The organism is Salmonella sp. NW645 (assembly GCF_051703725.1).
In the GTDB taxonomy this organism is placed as follows: domain Bacteria; phylum Pseudomonadota; class Gammaproteobacteria; order Enterobacterales; family Enterobacteriaceae; genus Salmonella; species Salmonella enterica.
On sequence record NZ_JAMMKR010000004.1, the window covers coordinates 402,433 to 418,298 of the forward strand.

The 15,866-nt window shown below is 52.2% G+C and carries 12 protein-coding genes; 3 read left to right on the forward strand and 9 right to left on the reverse strand.

The annotated features are described in order from the left end of the window. Positions 1–63: 63 nt before the first annotated feature. Positions 64–582, forward strand: a complete 519-nt coding sequence (fabA, locus tag NA389_RS11610) for a bifunctional 3-hydroxydecanoyl-ACP dehydratase/trans-2-decenoyl-ACP isomerase (protein WP_000227928.1) — start codon at positions 64–66, stop codon at positions 580–582. Positions 583–681: 99 nt separating this feature from the next. Here the strand turns inward: fabA and rmf are convergent, their stop codons facing one another. The 6 genes from rmf to rlmKL form a co-directional block, all read right to left on the reverse strand. Continuing rightward, entirely contained in the window at positions 682–849 is a 168-nt protein-coding gene (rmf, locus tag NA389_RS11615; protein WP_001537784.1) for a ribosome modulation factor, read from the reverse strand. A gap of 255 nt (positions 850–1,104) precedes the next feature. Then, positions 1,105–1,668, reverse strand: coding sequence for a membrane integrity-associated transporter subunit PqiC (gene pqiC / locus NA389_RS11620; RefSeq protein WP_000759139.1), 564 nt, complete (start codon positions 1,666–1,668; stop codon positions 1,105–1,107). Beyond that, positions 1,665–3,305 (reverse strand): intermembrane transport protein PqiB, encoded by a 1,641-nt coding sequence (pqiB, locus tag NA389_RS11625; protein WP_000433412.1) that lies wholly within the window; start codon positions 3,303–3,305, stop codon positions 1,665–1,667. Before pqiB ends, pqiC begins: the two co-directional genes overlap by 4 nt. Positions 3,306–3,309: 4 nt before the next feature. Next, complete coding sequence (gene pqiA, locus NA389_RS11630; RefSeq protein WP_000333143.1) at positions 3,310–4,563, reverse strand: membrane integrity-associated transporter subunit PqiA; 1,254 nt, start codon at positions 4,561–4,563, stop codon at positions 3,310–3,312. Between the two features lie 14 nt (positions 4,564–4,577). Next, complete coding sequence (locus tag NA389_RS11635) at positions 4,578–6,485, reverse strand: ABC transporter ATP-binding protein (RefSeq protein WP_000053043.1); 1,908 nt, start codon at positions 6,483–6,485, stop codon at positions 4,578–4,580. A gap of 12 nt (positions 6,486–6,497) precedes the next feature. Further along, on the reverse strand, positions 6,498–8,606 hold the full coding sequence (gene rlmKL, locus NA389_RS11640) for a bifunctional 23S rRNA (guanine(2069)-N(7))-methyltransferase RlmK/23S rRNA (guanine(2445)-N(2))-methyltransferase RlmL (RefSeq protein ID WP_001086481.1): 2,109 nt from the start codon (positions 8,604–8,606) through the stop codon (positions 6,498–6,500). 98 nt (positions 8,607–8,704) lie between these two features. Here rlmKL and NA389_RS11645 point away from each other — a divergent pair, with 98 nt between their 5' ends. Further along, positions 8,705–9,814, forward strand: a complete 1,110-nt coding sequence (locus tag NA389_RS11645) for a YcbX family protein (protein WP_000224061.1) — start codon at positions 8,705–8,707, stop codon at positions 9,812–9,814. Here NA389_RS11645 and zapC read toward each other — a convergent pair. The 3 genes from zapC to pepN form a co-directional block, all read right to left on the reverse strand. Then, positions 9,811–10,353 carry a cell division protein ZapC gene (gene zapC / locus NA389_RS11650; protein ID WP_001220671.1) on the reverse strand — a complete coding sequence of 181 codons (543 nt, stop codon included), beginning with the start codon at positions 10,351–10,353 and terminating at the stop codon, positions 9,811–9,813. The genes NA389_RS11645 and zapC overlap by 4 nt on opposite strands. Positions 10,354–10,518: 165 nt before the next feature. Then, positions 10,519–11,529: a quinone-dependent dihydroorotate dehydrogenase gene (gene pyrD / locus NA389_RS11655; protein WP_000291723.1), complete on the reverse strand. Its 1,011-nt coding sequence runs from the start codon at positions 11,527–11,529 to the stop codon at positions 10,519–10,521. A gap of 207 nt (positions 11,530–11,736) precedes the next feature. Then, a complete protein-coding gene (gene pepN, locus NA389_RS11660; protein WP_000193768.1) occupies positions 11,737–14,349 on the reverse strand; it encodes an aminopeptidase N in 2,613 nt (870 codons plus the stop codon). Between the two features lie 266 nt (positions 14,350–14,615). On the opposite strand from pepN, the gene pncB reads away from it, so the two are divergent. Next, positions 14,616–15,818: a nicotinate phosphoribosyltransferase gene (gene pncB / locus NA389_RS11665; protein WP_000191403.1), complete on the forward strand. Its 1,203-nt coding sequence runs from the start codon at positions 14,616–14,618 to the stop codon at positions 15,816–15,818. The last annotated feature ends 48 nt before the right edge of the window (positions 15,819–15,866 follow it).

Here is a 15,866-nt window from a genome sequence, read left to right on the forward strand (position 1 = left end):
CTTGTTCAGCGTACACGTGTTAGCTATCCTGCGTGCTTCAATAAAATAAGGTTTACATAAAACATGGTAGATAAACGCGAATCCTATACAAAAGAAGACCTTCTTGCCTCTGGTCGTGGTGAACTGTTTGGCGCTAAAGGGCCGCAACTCCCTGCGCCGAACATGCTGATGATGGACCGCGTCGTTAAGATGACCGAAACGGGCGGCAATTTCGACAAAGGCTATGTCGAAGCCGAGCTGGATATCAATCCGGACCTATGGTTCTTCGGATGCCACTTTATCGGCGATCCGGTGATGCCCGGTTGCCTGGGTCTGGATGCTATGTGGCAATTGGTGGGATTCTACCTGGGCTGGTTGGGCGGCGAAGGCAAAGGCCGCGCTCTGGGCGTGGGCGAAGTGAAATTTACCGGTCAGGTTCTGCCGACAGCCAGGAAAGTCACCTATCGCATTCATTTCAAACGTATCGTAAACCGTCGCCTGATCATGGGCCTGGCGGACGGTGAGGTTCTGGTGGATGGTCGTCTAATCTATACCGCACACGATTTGAAAGTCGGTTTGTTCCAGGATACTTCCGCGTTCTAAGTGTTGAATTGATATTCCGCGCTATCGGTATCATGCTTGCAAAGCCAATAAAGGCGAAACCTCCGCACTGCGGAGGTTTCTTTTTCTAAAGAGACAGAATCAGGCCATTACCGCCCTGTCCTCCATGGCTTGTCGCCAACCTCCCAACCAGTATGACCGTTGATTCAGCGTCTGATAGGGACACATTTCTTTTGATCGTCCGGCGATGCCGGCCTGATATCCACGTTGATGTGCCCGTTCCAGGCGATCTCGTTTTTGTCTCTTCATGCCTCGTTTCCCTCATATTTGTATCTGGTGGAAAAGAAAACAGTGATTACAAAATGTGCAATCACACTACACGAATACCTCTAAATGGATCGCCCGTCAATGCGCAAAATTCACACCAATGTCATATTTGTGAGCTATACGGTAAATCATTTGTACAAAAAATGTGAGCCATAACAACTATTTTTCCGGCGTCAAAAATAAAAAAACCGCCTCAGGCGTACGACCTGAAGCGGTTAAATTTACATTACTTTTATCTCAGGGAAGGCGCTTTATCTCATCTGCGATAGCGGCTGCTTCCTGACTCCATGCGCTTGCCAGTACTTTGACCATCTCATCATAGCCATCTTTCTGCTGGCTGGCTTCGATATGGAAAGGCCGCTTAATCAGTTGTCCGTTGTGGTTTAATAGCCACTCCCCGCTGACGATAACCTTACCATCGTAACGTCCATGGAATCCGGTTACGGTAACGTTTAACGTATCCTGGGTGGTTCCCAACGGCTGGGAAGCGACGACCCAGCCAGGAAGCCGGGCGCTAAGATTCGCCACCAGCGTGTTACGCAATTGCTGATCCAGCGGGCTGGCCCACAGATTGTTATTGGCAATCACATACTGAACATCACTGGTTTGATACACCACGCCGTTACCTGCCAGATAGTCAGGTACGGAAACCTGCTCTACCCATAAGAGACGGTTGCCCTGGCTTGCGGTGCTTTGCACACCGCTTTGCACTATCGGGAGCTGATAATAGCTTTTATTTTCTCCGCCGGAACTACATGACGCCAGCCAGAACGCCATTATCACGACTAGCCATTTTTTCATTGTTTCGCCCTCTTAGGCTCAGGATCTTTTTTATCCTTCGCTTCAAATACCAGCGCGTTGCTCTTCTCGTTCAGAGTTTTCAACACCGGTTGTAACTCACGAAGCACCTGATCGAGACGCTGCATATCCGCCACCATTTTGTTATACGCCGCCGATCCAGGCTGGAAGCCTTGCATACTGCGGTTAAGTTCGCGTAACGTCGTTTGCATATCCGCCGGAAGCTGCTGCATCGACTGACTGGAGGTAATCTTGTTCATATTATCCAGCGTGGTTTGCAGCCGACGCATAGTACGCTGGCTTTCAGACAACGTATTGGTCGCTTGTTCAATCATCGGATTCAGCGGCAGGTTGTTGATCTTATCCAACGTTTCCACCAGTCGCTGTTGAATTTGCGCCAGGCCGCTGCTGACGGTGGGAATAATTTCATAACCATCAAATTCGCGTAGCCCGGTAATCGGCGGTTCCTTAGGATAAAAGTCCAGATCGACATACAGCGCTCCGGTCACCAGATTACCGGTTTTAAGCGATGCACGCAGACCGCGCTTAAGCAGCTCCGCCAAATGCGCGGCAACATCCGCATTTTCTCCCAGTTGCGCTTTCAGACGCTCCGGTTCAATGCGCACCAGCACAGGAATACGGTAATCATCGTTAAATACCTGGCGCATTTTAGACGCAAAGAAAGGCACTTTGCTTACCGTCCCCAGACGAATACCGCGGAACTCCAGCGGCGCGCCAGGTTGTAATCCGCGCACCGAATCTTTAAAGAACATCAGGTAATCGATATGATCGGTGTACAGCGAATCCTGAATACTTTTTTGATCGTCGTAGAGATTAAACGCCGTTTTTTCGGCGACAGGTTGCCCCTGCTCAAGTCCTTCCGGCACATCAAAACTCACGCCGCCGCCAAACAATGTCGTCAACGATCCCATTTCCACGCGCATTCCCGCCGATGTCAGATCCACAGCGATACCGCTATCTTTCCAGAATCGGACATTACTGGTAACCAATCGATCGTTTGGCGCCTTAATGAACAACTGATAACTCATTGTCCGTTTTTGCGGATCGAAAGAGCTGGTTTCAACGGATCCTACCCGATAGCCCCGGAACAGAACGGGATCGCCAGGACTGAGCTGACCGGCCTTTTTGCTGTCCAGAATCACACGAATACCTTTGGCATCGGGCGGCGCCAACGGCGGTGAGTCAAGAAGCTGATAGCTTTCCGGCTGACTGCCCTTACTTCCTGGTTGTAGTTCAATATACGCGCCTGATAGCAGCGTCCCAAGCCCGCTGATGCCTTCACGCCCCACCTGCGGTTTTACGACCCAAAATACCGAGTCTTTATGCAGCAACTTTTCCATACCGGAATGAAGCCGCGCTTTGATTTGTACATGGGTCAGATCGTCAGTCAGCGTCGCGCTTTCAACCACGCCAACATCCACGCTGCGACTTTTGATCGTCGTTTTTCCGCCTTCAATACCTTCCGCATTGGTGGTAATTAAGGTAACTTCCGGCCCCTGGTGGCTGTAGTGATAAAACAGAATCCAGGCTCCGATAAGCGCAGTAACAATCGGGAATATCCAGACAGGCGACCAATTTTTCACCTTTTGTACTTTGGCTTCCCCTTTTTTAGGTTCCATGCTATCAGGACTCCTCATGGCCTGGTTCGTATTCACGATCCCACGACAGACGCGGATCAAAGGTCATCGCAGAAAACATTGTCATTATGACGACTAAAGCAAACATCAACGCACCCATCGCAGGATAAATATTCATTAACCCTCCCATACGCACCAGCGCAGAGAGTACGGCAATGACAAAGACATCAATCATTGACCAGCGCCCCACAAACTCCACTACTTCATAAATAAAATGCATCCGTTCACTGTCGCGCTTACCGTGGCCCTTCGCATCCCAACAAAGCCAGGCAATAGCGATCATTTTTAGCGTCGGCACCATAATACTGGCGAGAAAGATAACCGCCGCCACCGGATAAGACCCCTCGCTCCACAGCAAAATCACGCCAGCCAGAATGGTCGACGGCATTTTAGAGCCCAGTAAGTCGGTAATCATAATCGGCAAAATATTGGCGGGCAGATAAAGCATGATCGAGGTAAATAATAACGCCAGCGTCCACTGCAAACTGTTTTTACGCCGGACATAGCCTTTCGTATGGCAACGCGGACAGACGAGACTCTCCGCAGGCAGGATCGCCGTGCAGCAGGCGCAAGAACGCAAAGACTGCCGGATACCGGTAATCCCCGGCGTTAACGGCTGCGCCAGTGCAGGCTGCGGGGCGATATCATCCCACAACCAGCGGCGATCGACACACTGGAACGCCCGCAGTTGAACGAGACAAAATAAGCACCAGGGAATAAAACTGCTGCCGATGCCGATATCGCCGTAGGCCATCAGCTTAACAAAACTGACCAACACCCCGGCGAGAAATATTTCCGCCATTCCCCACGATTTGAGGAGGAAAAAGATCCTTGCCAGCGTTTTTTTTACCGACAACGGCAGATTGGCGCGGTTGACAAGTAATAGAATGGTCACCAGGCAAAATGCCGGCACCAGTTGGACAAATAATAAAAAGAACGTGCCGAGGCTGGCGTAATCTTCAGAAAACATGACGCCGGGGATTTCCAGAAGCGTGACTTCGCTGGTGACGCCCGCGACATTCATATTCACGAAGGGAAAAAGGTTAGAAAGCAGCAACATAAATAGTGCCGCTAACGCATAGGCGGTAGGACGCTGCCGGGGCGCGTCCCACTCGGTCGTTAACGTTGCGCCGCATCGTGGACATGCTGCTTTTTGCCCATGCGAGAGGCGGGGTAAAGCCACCAGCATGTCGCATTGCGGGCACAATATGTGCTTCGCAGCATGGTGATGTTCACACATAGGCGCTCCTTTCGTTATGCCCCGTTTTTCAGGCCTTCAAGATACTCCCAACGTTCGAAGGCTTGCTCAAGTTCTTGCTCCGCCTGACTTAAATCGGCCAGAACTTTTTGCGTTTGCTCATGGGGTTGGCTAAAAAAGGCCGCATCCGCAACCTGCGCCTGTAGCGCTTCCAGCTTCGCTTCCAGGTCTTCAAGCTGACCGGGTAACAGCTCCAGCTCGCGCTGCAGTTTATAGCTTAGTTTGCTACTGCCACGTTTTACAATTTCTGCTTTAGGGGCAATAACTTCCTCATTTTTTTTCGCCATCGGCTGTTTCGTCGCCAGATGCTGCTCTTGCTGCGCACGCGCATCATGGTAGCCGCCGATATAACGTCCGATTTTGCCGCCGCCCTCGAAAATCCAGCATTCCGTCACTGTATTATCGACAAATTGCCGATCGTGGCTGACCAGTAGTACCGTGCCCTGATAGCCATCAATTAATTCTTCTAATAGTTCCAGCGTTTCGACGTCAAGATCGTTCGTTGGTTCATCGAGAATTAAAAGATTGCTCGGCTTGAGGAACAGTCGCGCCAGCAGCAGACGGTTACGTTCGCCGCCAGAAAGCGCGCGAACGGGCGTCATCGCCCGTTTGGGATGAAACAGGAAGTCCTGCAAATAGCCCAGTACATGGCGCGGCTTACCGTTTACCATCACCTCTTGCTTGCCTTCCGCAAGGTTATCCATCACGGTTTTTTCCGGATCCAGTTCGGCGCGATGCTGATCGAAGTAGGCGACTTCCAGCTTCGTTCCTACGTGGATGCGCCCGCTGTCAGCCTGAAGCTGTCCCAGCATCAGTTTCAGTAGCGTGGTTTTACCGCAGCCGTTCGGGCCAATTAACGCAATCTTGTCGCCGCGCTGCACCTGAGCGGAGAAATCTTTTACCAGTTGTTTTCCTTCTACCTGGTAATCGACATTCTCCATCTCAAAAACGATTTTACCGGAGCGCGTCGCCTCTTCGACCTGCATCTTCGCCGTGCCCATCACTTCCCGGCGCTCGCTGCGTTCACGACGCATCGCTTTTAACGCCCGCACGCGCCCTTCATTACGGGTGCGGCGCGCCTTGATACCCTGGCGAATCCAGACTTCTTCCTGCGCCAGTTTGCGATCAAATTCCGCGTTTTGTAATTCTTCTACGCGCAGCGCTTCTTCTTTCTCCAGCAGGTATTGATCGTAATTTCCCGGATAGGTGACAAGTTTGCCACGATCGAGATCGACAATGCGGGTCGCCATATTGCGAATAAACGAACGATCGTGAGAGATAAAAATAATCGTTCCGTTAAAGGTTTTCAGAAACCCTTCCAGCCAGTCGATAGTTTCGATATCCAGATGGTTAGTCGGTTCATCCAGTAACAATACGCGCGGATTGCTGACCAGCGCCCGACCCAGCGCGGCTTTACGCAGCCAGCCGCCGGAGAGCGACGACAGCGCGGCGTTAGGATCGAGTCCAAGCTGCGCCAGCACTTCATTAATACGGTTTTCCAGCTGCCACAGATTATGATGATCGAGCTGTTCCTGTACGCGCGCCATTTCATTGAGGTTTTTCTCGCTGGGATCGGTCATCACCAGACGGGAAATCTCATGATAGCGCTTGAGGTATTCCGCTTGTTCTTCGATACCTTCGGCGACAAAGTCATAGACGCTGCCCGCAATATTACGGGGCGGGTCCTGTTGCAGACGCGCGACGATCAGATCCTGCTCATAAATAATACGCCCATCGTCCAGACCCTGTTCGCGGTTGAGGATCTTCATCAAGGTGGATTTCCCGGCGCCGTTACGCCCCACCAGACAGACGCGTTCGTTATCTTCGATATGCAACTCTGCGTTATCGAGAAGCGGCGCGTCGCTGAACGACAGCCATGCGCCATGCATACTGATTAATGACATTTACTTTTCCTTTCAGGCGGCGCGGATCAGCCAACAGTTATGAATCTGACGGTTACGGGCAAAATCCGGGGAAAGCGTTTTTTGCGTAATTTCTTGTGCGGTAAGCCCCAGCTCAGCCAGCCCTTCCAGATCCATACGGAATCCGCGCTTATTATTTGAGAACATGATGGTGCCGCCTTTACGCAGCAGGCGTTTTAAATCTTTCATTAACGCAACATGATCGCGCTGAACATCAAACGACTCTTCCATACGTTTTGAGTTAGAGAACGTTGGCGGATCGATAAAGATCAAATCGAACTGTTCATTCGCCTCGCGCAGCCAGCCCAGGCAGTCGGCCTGAATCAGGCGATGCGCGCGGCCACTCAGTCCGTTCAGACGCAAATTACGTTCGGCCCACTCCAGATAGGTGCGGGACATATCCACCGTTGTGGTGCTGCGCGCGCCGCCCAGCCCCGCATGTACGCTGGCGCTGCCGGTATAAGAAAAGAGATTCAGGAAATCTTTGCCTTTGCTCATTTCTCCCAGCATTCTGCGGGCAATACGGTGATCGAGGAACAGACCGGTGTCGAGATAATCCGTCAGATTTACCCATAAGCGCGCATTATATTCGCTGACCTCAAGGAACTCGCCCTTCTCGCTCATTTTCTGATACTGGTTTTTTCCTTTTTGTCGTTCACGGGTTTTTAACACCAGTTTATTCGGCGGAATACCGAGCACTGACAAGGTTGCCGCAATAATATCGAACAGACGTTGCCGCGCTTTTTGCGCATCCACCGTTTTCGGCGGCGCATATTCCTGAATCACTGCCCAGTCGCCGTAACGGTCTACCGCCACGTTATATTCCGGCAGGTCGGCATCATACAAGCGATAGCATTCAATCCCTTCCTGGCGCGCCCATTTCTCCAGCTTTTTAAGATTTTTACGCAGGCGATTAGCGTAATCTTCCGCCACCGTCGCCGGTTTACTGTCCGCCGTGGTTTCCGCAATATGATAGTTTTTCTGCACGCAGTCCAGCGGGCCATTCTTGGCTTTAAACTGTTTGTCGGCACGTAATTGCAGGCTGCCCAGCAAATCGGGCGAAGCGCTGAACAGCGACAGGTTCCAGCCGCCAAACTGGTTTTTCATGGTACGGCCCAGCAGGCTGTGCAACGCAATCAGCGCCGGTTCGCTGTCCAGACGTTCGCCGTAAGGCGGGTTACTGATCACCGTACCATACGGGCCTTTCGGCAATGGATTACTCAGTTGCGCCACATCTTTCACTTCAAAGGTGATAAGCTCCCCGATACCGGCGCGACGGGCGTTGCTGCGCGCCCGCTCAATGACGCGCGCATCGCTGTCGGAACCGTAGAAATGAGAGGAATACTCCGCCAGCCCCTTACGCGCCCGGGTCTGCGCTTCGGCTTTCACTTCCTGCCAGATAGCCTCGTCATGCTGTGCCCAGCCGCTAAATCCCCAGTGACCACGGTGCAGGCCCGGCGCGCGATCGGTCGCCCACATCGCGGCCTCAATCAATAGTGTCCCCGAACCACACATAGGGTCGAGCAGCGGCGTACCTGGTTGCCAGCCGGAACGCATAACAATCGCTGCCGCCAGCGTCTCTTTAATTGGCGCCAGCCCGGTGCGATCGCGATAACCGCGCAGGTGCAGGCCATCACCACTGAGATCCAGCGCAATGCTGGCAGTTTCTTTATTCAGCCAGACATTAATACGGAGGTCCGGCGATTCGCGGTCCACATTTGGACGCGGAAGATTTTTCCGCGTAAACGCATCGACAATCGCGTCTTTAACTTTCATCGCGCCATACTGGCTATTACGGATGGTGTCGTTCAGGCCGCTGAAATGCACCGCAAACGTCGCGCCAGGATTAAAAATCTCTGTCCAGTTTATCGCCTGAACGCCGAGGTAAAGATCGAGATCGCTGTAGACCTTGCACTCACCCATCGGCAGGATAATACGCGAGGCCAGGCGGCTCCACATCAGGCTCTGGTAAATAAGCCGCGTGTCGCCCTGAAAATGGACCCCACCCTGAACAACCTGACACCCTACGGCGCCCAGTTTTTCCAGTTCAGTTTTTAACAGCTCTTCCAGCCCGCGGGCCGTACTGGCAAACAGAGAATTCATATTGTCACTTTTACGCTAAGAAAATTGTTGCGCATTATAGCTAATCTCACGCCCATGTCATAAAGTTGAAGGCTTATTTTCATTTGAGGGACTGTACGGTGGCGACGTTATCACGGCTCTTTATTCATCCGGTCAAATCCATGCGCGGCATTGGTCTGACTCATGCGCTGGCAGATATCAGCGGCCTGGCTTTTGATCGCATCTTTATGATAACCGAGCCTGACGGCACATTTATCACCGCCCGCCAGTTTCCACAAATGGTACGTTTTACCCCCTCCCCCTTACACGACGGCCTTCATTTGACCGCGCCAGACGGCAGTAGCGCGCTGGTTCGCTTTACGGATTTCACCCCGCAGGATGCGCCGACCGAGGTCTGGGGAAACCATTTTACCGCTCGCGTCGCCCCGACGGCGATTAATCAATGGTTGAGCGCCTTTTTCTCCCGCGATGTCCAGTTGCGCTGGGTTGGGCCGCAGTTGACGCGCCGGGTTAAACGGCATAACGCGGTGCCGCTGGGATTTGCCGATGGCTACCCGTATTTATTGACCAACGAAGCCTCGCTGCGCGATCTGCAACAGCGTTGTCCGGCAGGCGTACAAATGGAACAATTCCGCCCAAACTTAGTGGTTTCCGGCGTAGCGGCCTGGGAGGAAGATAGCTGGAAAGTGCTTCGCATTGGCGATGTGATTTTTGACGTCGTGAAGCCCTGTAGCCGCTGTATTTTTACGACCGTCAGCCCTGAAAAGGGGCAAAAACATCCTTCCGGAGAACCGCTGGCGACACTGCAAGCTTTTCGTACCGCCCAGGACAATGGCGATGTGGATTTCGGTCAGAATCTGATTGCCCGCAATAGCGGCGTCGTTCGCGTCGGCGATGAAGTGGAGATTCTGGCGACAGCTCCGGCAAAAGCTTATGGCACCACAACGGTCGACGACAGCGTTACGCCAGAGAAACACCCGGACGCGAGTGTAACCATCGACTGGCAGGGGCAAACCTTCTGCGGGAATAATCAACAGGTACTACTGGAACAGTTGGAGAATCAGGGAATTCGTATTCCGTATTCTTGCCGGGCTGGTATCTGTGGTTGCTGCCGGATACGTTTGCTGGAAGGCGAAGTAAGTCCGCTGAAAAAATCGGCTATGGGTGACGATGGTACGATTCTGAGCTGTAGCTGCGTACCTAAGACCGCGTTACGACTGGAAAATTAAACCGCTTGTTCAAGGCTGAAACTGTGACAGTGAACCTGCGGTTTCAGCCTGTCGTTCATAATTTTAATCGCATCGCCAAGCTGCATGGTTCGGCCTGCTATCACCACGCCCGGCTGGGCCAGCAGACACAACGCGGCATTTTCTCCCGGCTCAACGACCAGCAAATTAACCTGTTCCGCCGTATCGCTTAACCAGACGCTTGCGGCATCGCCCGTTCCTGGGGTCCACATTTCGCCATGCGCCACAAAATGCCAGCTTTTTGGCATCTGCGGTTTGAGATAGCGAATCGCCACCAGCGCATTCAACACCAGCTCCGCGCGTTGCTCTTTAGTTAATTCGAAATCCCGGCATTTTTCTTCAAAGGAAAAATAGAGCGCGGCATCATCCACACAAAAACCGGTCGGGCAAAACGCGTCCGGCGTAAGCATTTTACGAGAAAAGCGCGAGCGAAAAAGCATACCATTGGCGAGATCGAGCATCATACGATCGTGCTCTTCATCATAATACCAGCGCCAGTTATCGTCAGGTTTAATTCGCATTACCTCTCTCCCGCTTTTAAGCAACTCGTAACAGCATTGTCCTTTCGCCGCTTCGTTTATTACCCCAATAATAAAAGCCTAAAATGTCTAAATAAGCAACAGTGGAGAAATATAAAACAACCAGCGCCGGAAATAAAGCCCTGGTTGTCTGATAAAGGCTAAAGTTTAGATGTGCGTTACGATTTCTTTAATCAATGGCGGGCCTTTAAAAATAAAGCCGGAATAAATTTGTACCAGCGTAGCTCCTGCCGCTATCTTCTCGCGCGCGGCGATAACTGAGTCAATGCCGCCGACGCCGATAATAGGCAATTGTCCTTTTAACTCCTGGGATAAACGGCGAATAATTTCTGTGCTTTTTAATTGTAATGGCCGGCCACTTAATCCCCCCGTTTGCTGGCAATTTTTCATTCCTTGTACCAGAGAACGATCGAGGGTGGTATTTGTCGCAATCACCCCATCAATATTATGACGAAGCAGGCTATCGGCAACCTGGATCAATTCTTCTTCACAAAGATCCGGCGCGATCTTTACTGCCACCGGCACATATTTATGGTGGATCGCCTGAAGATCGTTTTGCTTATTTTTAATGGCAGTTAACAGATCGTCCAGCGCATCGCCATACTGGAGCGTACGTAGCCCTGGCGTATTCGGCGAAGAAATATTAATGGCGATATAACCCGCATAAGCATAGACTTTTTCCATACAAATCAGGTAGTCATCTTTGCCATTTTCGACAGGCGTATCTTTATTTTTACCGATGTTAATTCCCAGAATACCATCAAAATGGGCTTTTTTAACATTCTCGACCAGGTTATCGACGCCCAGATTATTAAAGCCCATCCGATTGATCAGACCTTCAGCATCCACCAGACGAAAAAGACGCGGCTTATCGTTACCCGGCTGTGGGCGCGGCGTCACGGTGCCGATTTCCAGGGAGCCAAACCCCATCGCGCCTAACGCGTCGATGCACTCCCCGTCTTTATCCAGACCGGCAGCCAGCCCCAGTGGATTTTTAAAGGTAAGTCCCATGCAGGTAACCGGCTTTGTCGGTACTTTCTGGCGCACCAGCGCTTCCAGCGGCGTACCTGTAATGCGGCGTAATTGTTGAAATGTAAATTCATGAGCGCGCTCTGGATCGAGCTGGAAAAGGGCTTTACGAACGAAGGGATAGTACATGAACTCTCCTGGATTCCCGGTGTGCAAACCGGGGGCGTATTATGGGCGATAACAAAGCAAAAGGGAATTGACCTACGGCAATAAATAGCAATCGTTTTCCTTCATTCTCACTTCACGTTTCGCCAGCGAGCGTCATCGTCCGGCAAAAAAATGCCCGGCAGCGCTAACGCTTACCGGGCATGTCTTACCTCTTTATAGCAGATACTGTCAGGCTAACGCTTTAGTTATCTTCTCGTACAGATCGCCGGAAAGATTCTCCAGTCCTTTTAACTGCTCCAGCGCCGCGCGCATTTTCTCCTGACGCTTATCATCATAACGTTTCAGACGAATCAGCGGTTCAATGAGGCGAGATGCTACCTGCGGGTTACGGCTATTCAGATCGGTCAGCATCTCGACCAGGAACTGGTATCCGCTACCGTCTTGCGCATGGAACGCCGCCGGGTTGCTGCCAGCAAATGCGCCAATTAATGAACGGATGCGGTTCGGGTTGCTCATACTGAAAGAACGGTGTTTGAGCAGGCTGCGTACGGTTTCCAGTACATTTTCCGCCGGGCTTGTGGATTGCAGGATAAACCATTTATCCATCACCAGGCCGTCCTGATGCCACTTATCGTCATACTCCTGCATCAGCATATCGCGGCACGGCAACTGCGCCGCCACCGCAGCAGACAGGGCCGCCAGCGCATCGGTCATATTATTGGCGTCGCGATACTGTTTGCTGACCAGCGTATTAGCCAGCTCCGTCTCACCAAACGCCAGGAAGCGCAGGCAAGCATTGCGCAGCGTGCGCTTACCGATATCGCCGTGATCAACACGATACTCATCCAGATGATTGGCGTTATAGATAGCCAGGAACTCATCCGCCAGTTCTGCCGCCAGCGTACGCGTTAGCGCTTCACGAACTTGCGCAATGGCGATCGGGTCAATGACCTCAAACAGCTCCGCAATTTCATTGGCCGAAGGCAGCGTTAAAATTTCTGCGGCCAACGCCGGATCGATTTTCTCATCCAACAGTACTGCACGGAACGCATCAGCGACATGCACCGGAAGCGATAGCGGTTGCCCCTGCTGATGACGCGCCACATTCAGTTTAATGTATGTGGCCAGCAGGCTTTGCGCCGCATCCCAACGGGAGAAATCATTGCGCGCATGGCGCATCAGGAACGTCAACTGCTGATCGCTCCATTTATATTCCAGTTTCACCGGCGCTGAAAACTCGCACAGCAAGGCCGGAACAGGCTGGAAGTAGACATTATCGAAGGTAAATGTCTGCTCCGCCTGCGTGACGTTCAGCACGGCATTGACCGGGTGACCGCCTTTTTGCAACGGAATGACGTTGCCTTCGTTATCGTACAGTTCAATGGCGAATGGAATATGCAGCGGCTGCTTCTCCGCCTGATCCGCCGTCGCCGGAGTACGCTGGCTGATGGTCAACGTGTACTGCTCGGTTTCCGGATTATAATCATCTTTTACCGTTACAATCGGCGTGCCGGACTGACTGTACCAGCGGCGGAAATGGGACAAATCGACATTAGAAGCATCTTCCATCGCCTGTACGAAGTCATCACACGTCGCGGCGCTGCCGTCATGGCGCTCAAAATAAAGCTGCATCCCCTTCTGGAAATTTTCCTCACCCAGCAACGTGTGGATCATGCGAATGACTTCCGCACCCTTTTCATAAACGGTGAGGGTGTAGAAGTTATTCATTTCGATTACTTTATCCGGGCGGATAGGATGCGCCATCGGGCTGGCGTCTTCCGCGAATTGTAAACCGCGCATGGTACGCACGTTACTGATGCGGTTCACCGCGCGTGACCCCAAATCAGAGCTAAACTCCTGATCGCGGAACACGGTTAGCCCCTCTTTCAGGCTCAACTGGAACCAGTCGCGGCAGGTGACGCGGTTGCCGGTCCAGTTGTGGAAATACTCATGACCTATCACGCGCTCAATATCGAGATAATCTTTATCCGTCGCGGTATCGGTTCGCGCCAGCACGTATTTGGAGTTAAAGATATTGAGACCTTTATTCTCCATCGCGCCCATATTAAAGAAATCCACCGCGACAATCATATAGATGTCGAGGTCATATTCGAGCCCAAAACGCGTTTCATCCCATTTCATGGAATTTTTCAGCGAGGTCATTGCCCACGGCGCGCGATCCAGATTGCCACGGTCAACGTACAGTTCTAACGCGACTTCACGCCCGGAGCGGGTGGTAAAGGTATCGCGCAGCACGTCAAAATCACCGGCCACCAGCGCAAACAGATAACACGGTTTCGGGAACGGATCTTGCCACTGAACCCAGTGACGGCCATTCTCCAGTTCGCCCTGCGCAACACGGTTGCCATTGGAGAGCAGGAAGGGATATTTGCTTTTATCGGCAATAATTTTGGTGGTAAATCGCGCCAGTACGTCCGGGCGGTCAAGATACCAGGTAATATGGCGGAAGCCCTCCGCTTCACACTGGGTACAGAGCGCATCGCCGGACTGGTACAATCCTTCCAGCGCCGTATTCGCCGCCGGACTTACCTCGTTGACAATGCGTAACGTAAAACGCTCTGGCAGGTCGCGGATGATAAGCGCGCCCTCTTCTTCCTTATATGCTGTCCACGGCGCATCGTTGACGTGGATAGATACCAGCGTTAAATCTTCCCCATCAAGGCGAAGAGGCGCATCAGGCGCGCCATGACGAACAGCCTGGCTTATTGCGGTGACCACGGTTTTTTCGGCATCGAGGTCAAAGGTCAAGTCAATATCAGTAATCTGGTAATCCGGCGCGCGATAGTCATGGCGGTATTTGGCTTGTGGCTGTTGTGTCATAAAAAACCTTTCGCATCTTTGTGTAGAGTGTCGACTCCAGTCTATTCCTGTTGCGCAAATCGCGCTACGCAGAATGTTCATCTTTTCAGGCACAAACGGCCTCTTTGCTACATTTTTATAACATGGGGCACGAAATGCGCTCGACCCTAAAGACAGCTTATGGTGTGATCGGGGTTCAATAAATCGCTAAACAAGGTATACTCCAGCGGTTTTCTTAGTTGTTTATTGTACTAAACGCTCCCGTGAGAGGACGCAACAGCGCACCTATGACACAATTCGCTTCTCCTGTTCTGCACTCGTTGCTGGATACAGATGCTTATAAGTTGCATATGCAGCAAGCCGTTTTTCACCACTACTATGATGTGCAGGTAGCGGCTGAGTTTCGTTGCCGTGGCGACGACCTGCTGGGTATTTATGCCGATGCTATTCGCGAGCAGGTGGACGCGATGCAGCACCTGCGCCTCCAGGAGGACGAGTTCCAGTGGCTCTCCGGCCTGCCCTTTTTTAAACCGGATTATCTGAACTGGTTACGCGAGTTTCGCTATAACCCAGCTCAAGTCTGTGTCACCAACGATAACGGCAAGCTGAATATTCGCTTAACCGGCCCGTGGCGTGAAGTCATTATGTGGGAAGTGCCGCTGCTGGCCGTGATCAGTGAGCTGGTTCATCACTACCGCTCGCCAAACGCGGGCGTTGATCAGGCGCTCGACGCGCTGGAAAGTAAGCTGGTTGATTTCACTGCGTTAACCGCCAATCTCGATATGTCCCGCTTCCACCTGATGGACTTCGGCACCCGCCGCCGTTTCTCTCGTGAAGTGCAGCAGGCGATAGTTAAACGTCTCCAGCAGGAGTCATGGTTCGTCGGCACCAGCAACTATGATCTCGCGCGTCGCCTGGCGCTGACGCCGATGGGCACTCAGGCGCACGAATGGTTCCAGGCGCATCAACAAATCAGTCCGGACCTGGCGACCAGCCAGCGTGCCGCGTTGGCCGCCTGGCTTAACGAATATCCGGACCAGCTTGGTATCGCATTGACAGATTGCATTACAATGGATGCGTTTTTACGCGATTTCGGCATTGAATTCGCCAGCCGTTATCAGGGGTTACGCCACGACTCAGGAGCCCCTGTCGCATGGGGCGAAAAGGCGATTGCCCATTATGAAAAGCTGGGGATTGATCCGCTGACAAAAACGCTGGTCTTTTCAGATAACCTTGATCTGCAAAAGGCGGTCGAGCTCTATCGCCATTTCGCCTCTCGCGTGCAGTTAAGCTTCGGCATCGGTACCCGCCTGACCTGCGATATCCCTCAGGTAAAACCGCTCAATATTGTGATTAAACTCGTGGAATGTAACGGAAAGCCGGTGGCTAAACTTTCCGACAGCCCCGGTAAAACGATCTGTCATGATAAAGCGTTTGTGCGCGCGCTGCGTAAAGCCTTTGATCTCCCGCAGGTGCGTAAAGCAAGTTAACCATGCCTGTGCGAAGCGCCCGGAAAGTGGGCGCTTGTTACTCTTCTG

What these genes read in the sequence shown, in the direction of transcription:
- fabA (WP_000227928.1), top strand. Translation starts at nt 64, where the DNA reads ATGGTAGATAAACGCGAATCCTATACAAAAGAAGACCTTCTTGCCTCT.
- rmf (WP_001537784.1), bottom strand. Translation starts at nt 849, where the DNA reads ATGAAGAGACAAAAACGAGATCGCCTGGAACGGGCACATCAACGTGGA.
- pqiC (WP_000759139.1), bottom strand. Translation starts at nt 1,668, where the DNA reads ATGAAAAAATGGCTAGTCGTGATAATGGCGTTCTGGCTGGCGTCATGT.
- pqiB (WP_000433412.1), bottom strand. Translation starts at nt 3,305, where the DNA reads ATGGAACCTAAAAAAGGGGAAGCCAAAGTACAAAAGGTGAAAAATTGG.
- pqiA (WP_000333143.1), bottom strand. Translation starts at nt 4,563, where the DNA reads ATGTGTGAACATCACCATGCTGCGAAGCACATATTGTGCCCGCAATGC.
- NA389_RS11635 (WP_000053043.1), bottom strand. Translation starts at nt 6,485, where the DNA reads ATGTCATTAATCAGTATGCATGGCGCATGGCTGTCGTTCAGCGACGCG.
- rlmKL (WP_001086481.1), bottom strand. Translation starts at nt 8,606, where the DNA reads ATGAATTCTCTGTTTGCCAGTACGGCCCGCGGGCTGGAAGAGCTGTTA.
- zapC (WP_001220671.1), bottom strand. Translation starts at nt 10,353, where the DNA reads ATGCGAATTAAACCTGACGATAACTGGCGCTGGTATTATGATGAAGAG.
- pyrD (WP_000291723.1), bottom strand. Translation starts at nt 11,529, where the DNA reads ATGTACTATCCCTTCGTTCGTAAAGCCCTTTTCCAGCTCGATCCAGAG.
- pepN (WP_000193768.1), bottom strand. Translation starts at nt 14,349, where the DNA reads ATGACACAACAGCCACAAGCCAAATACCGCCATGACTATCGCGCGCCG.
- pncB (WP_000191403.1), top strand. Translation starts at nt 14,616, where the DNA reads ATGACACAATTCGCTTCTCCTGTTCTGCACTCGTTGCTGGATACAGAT.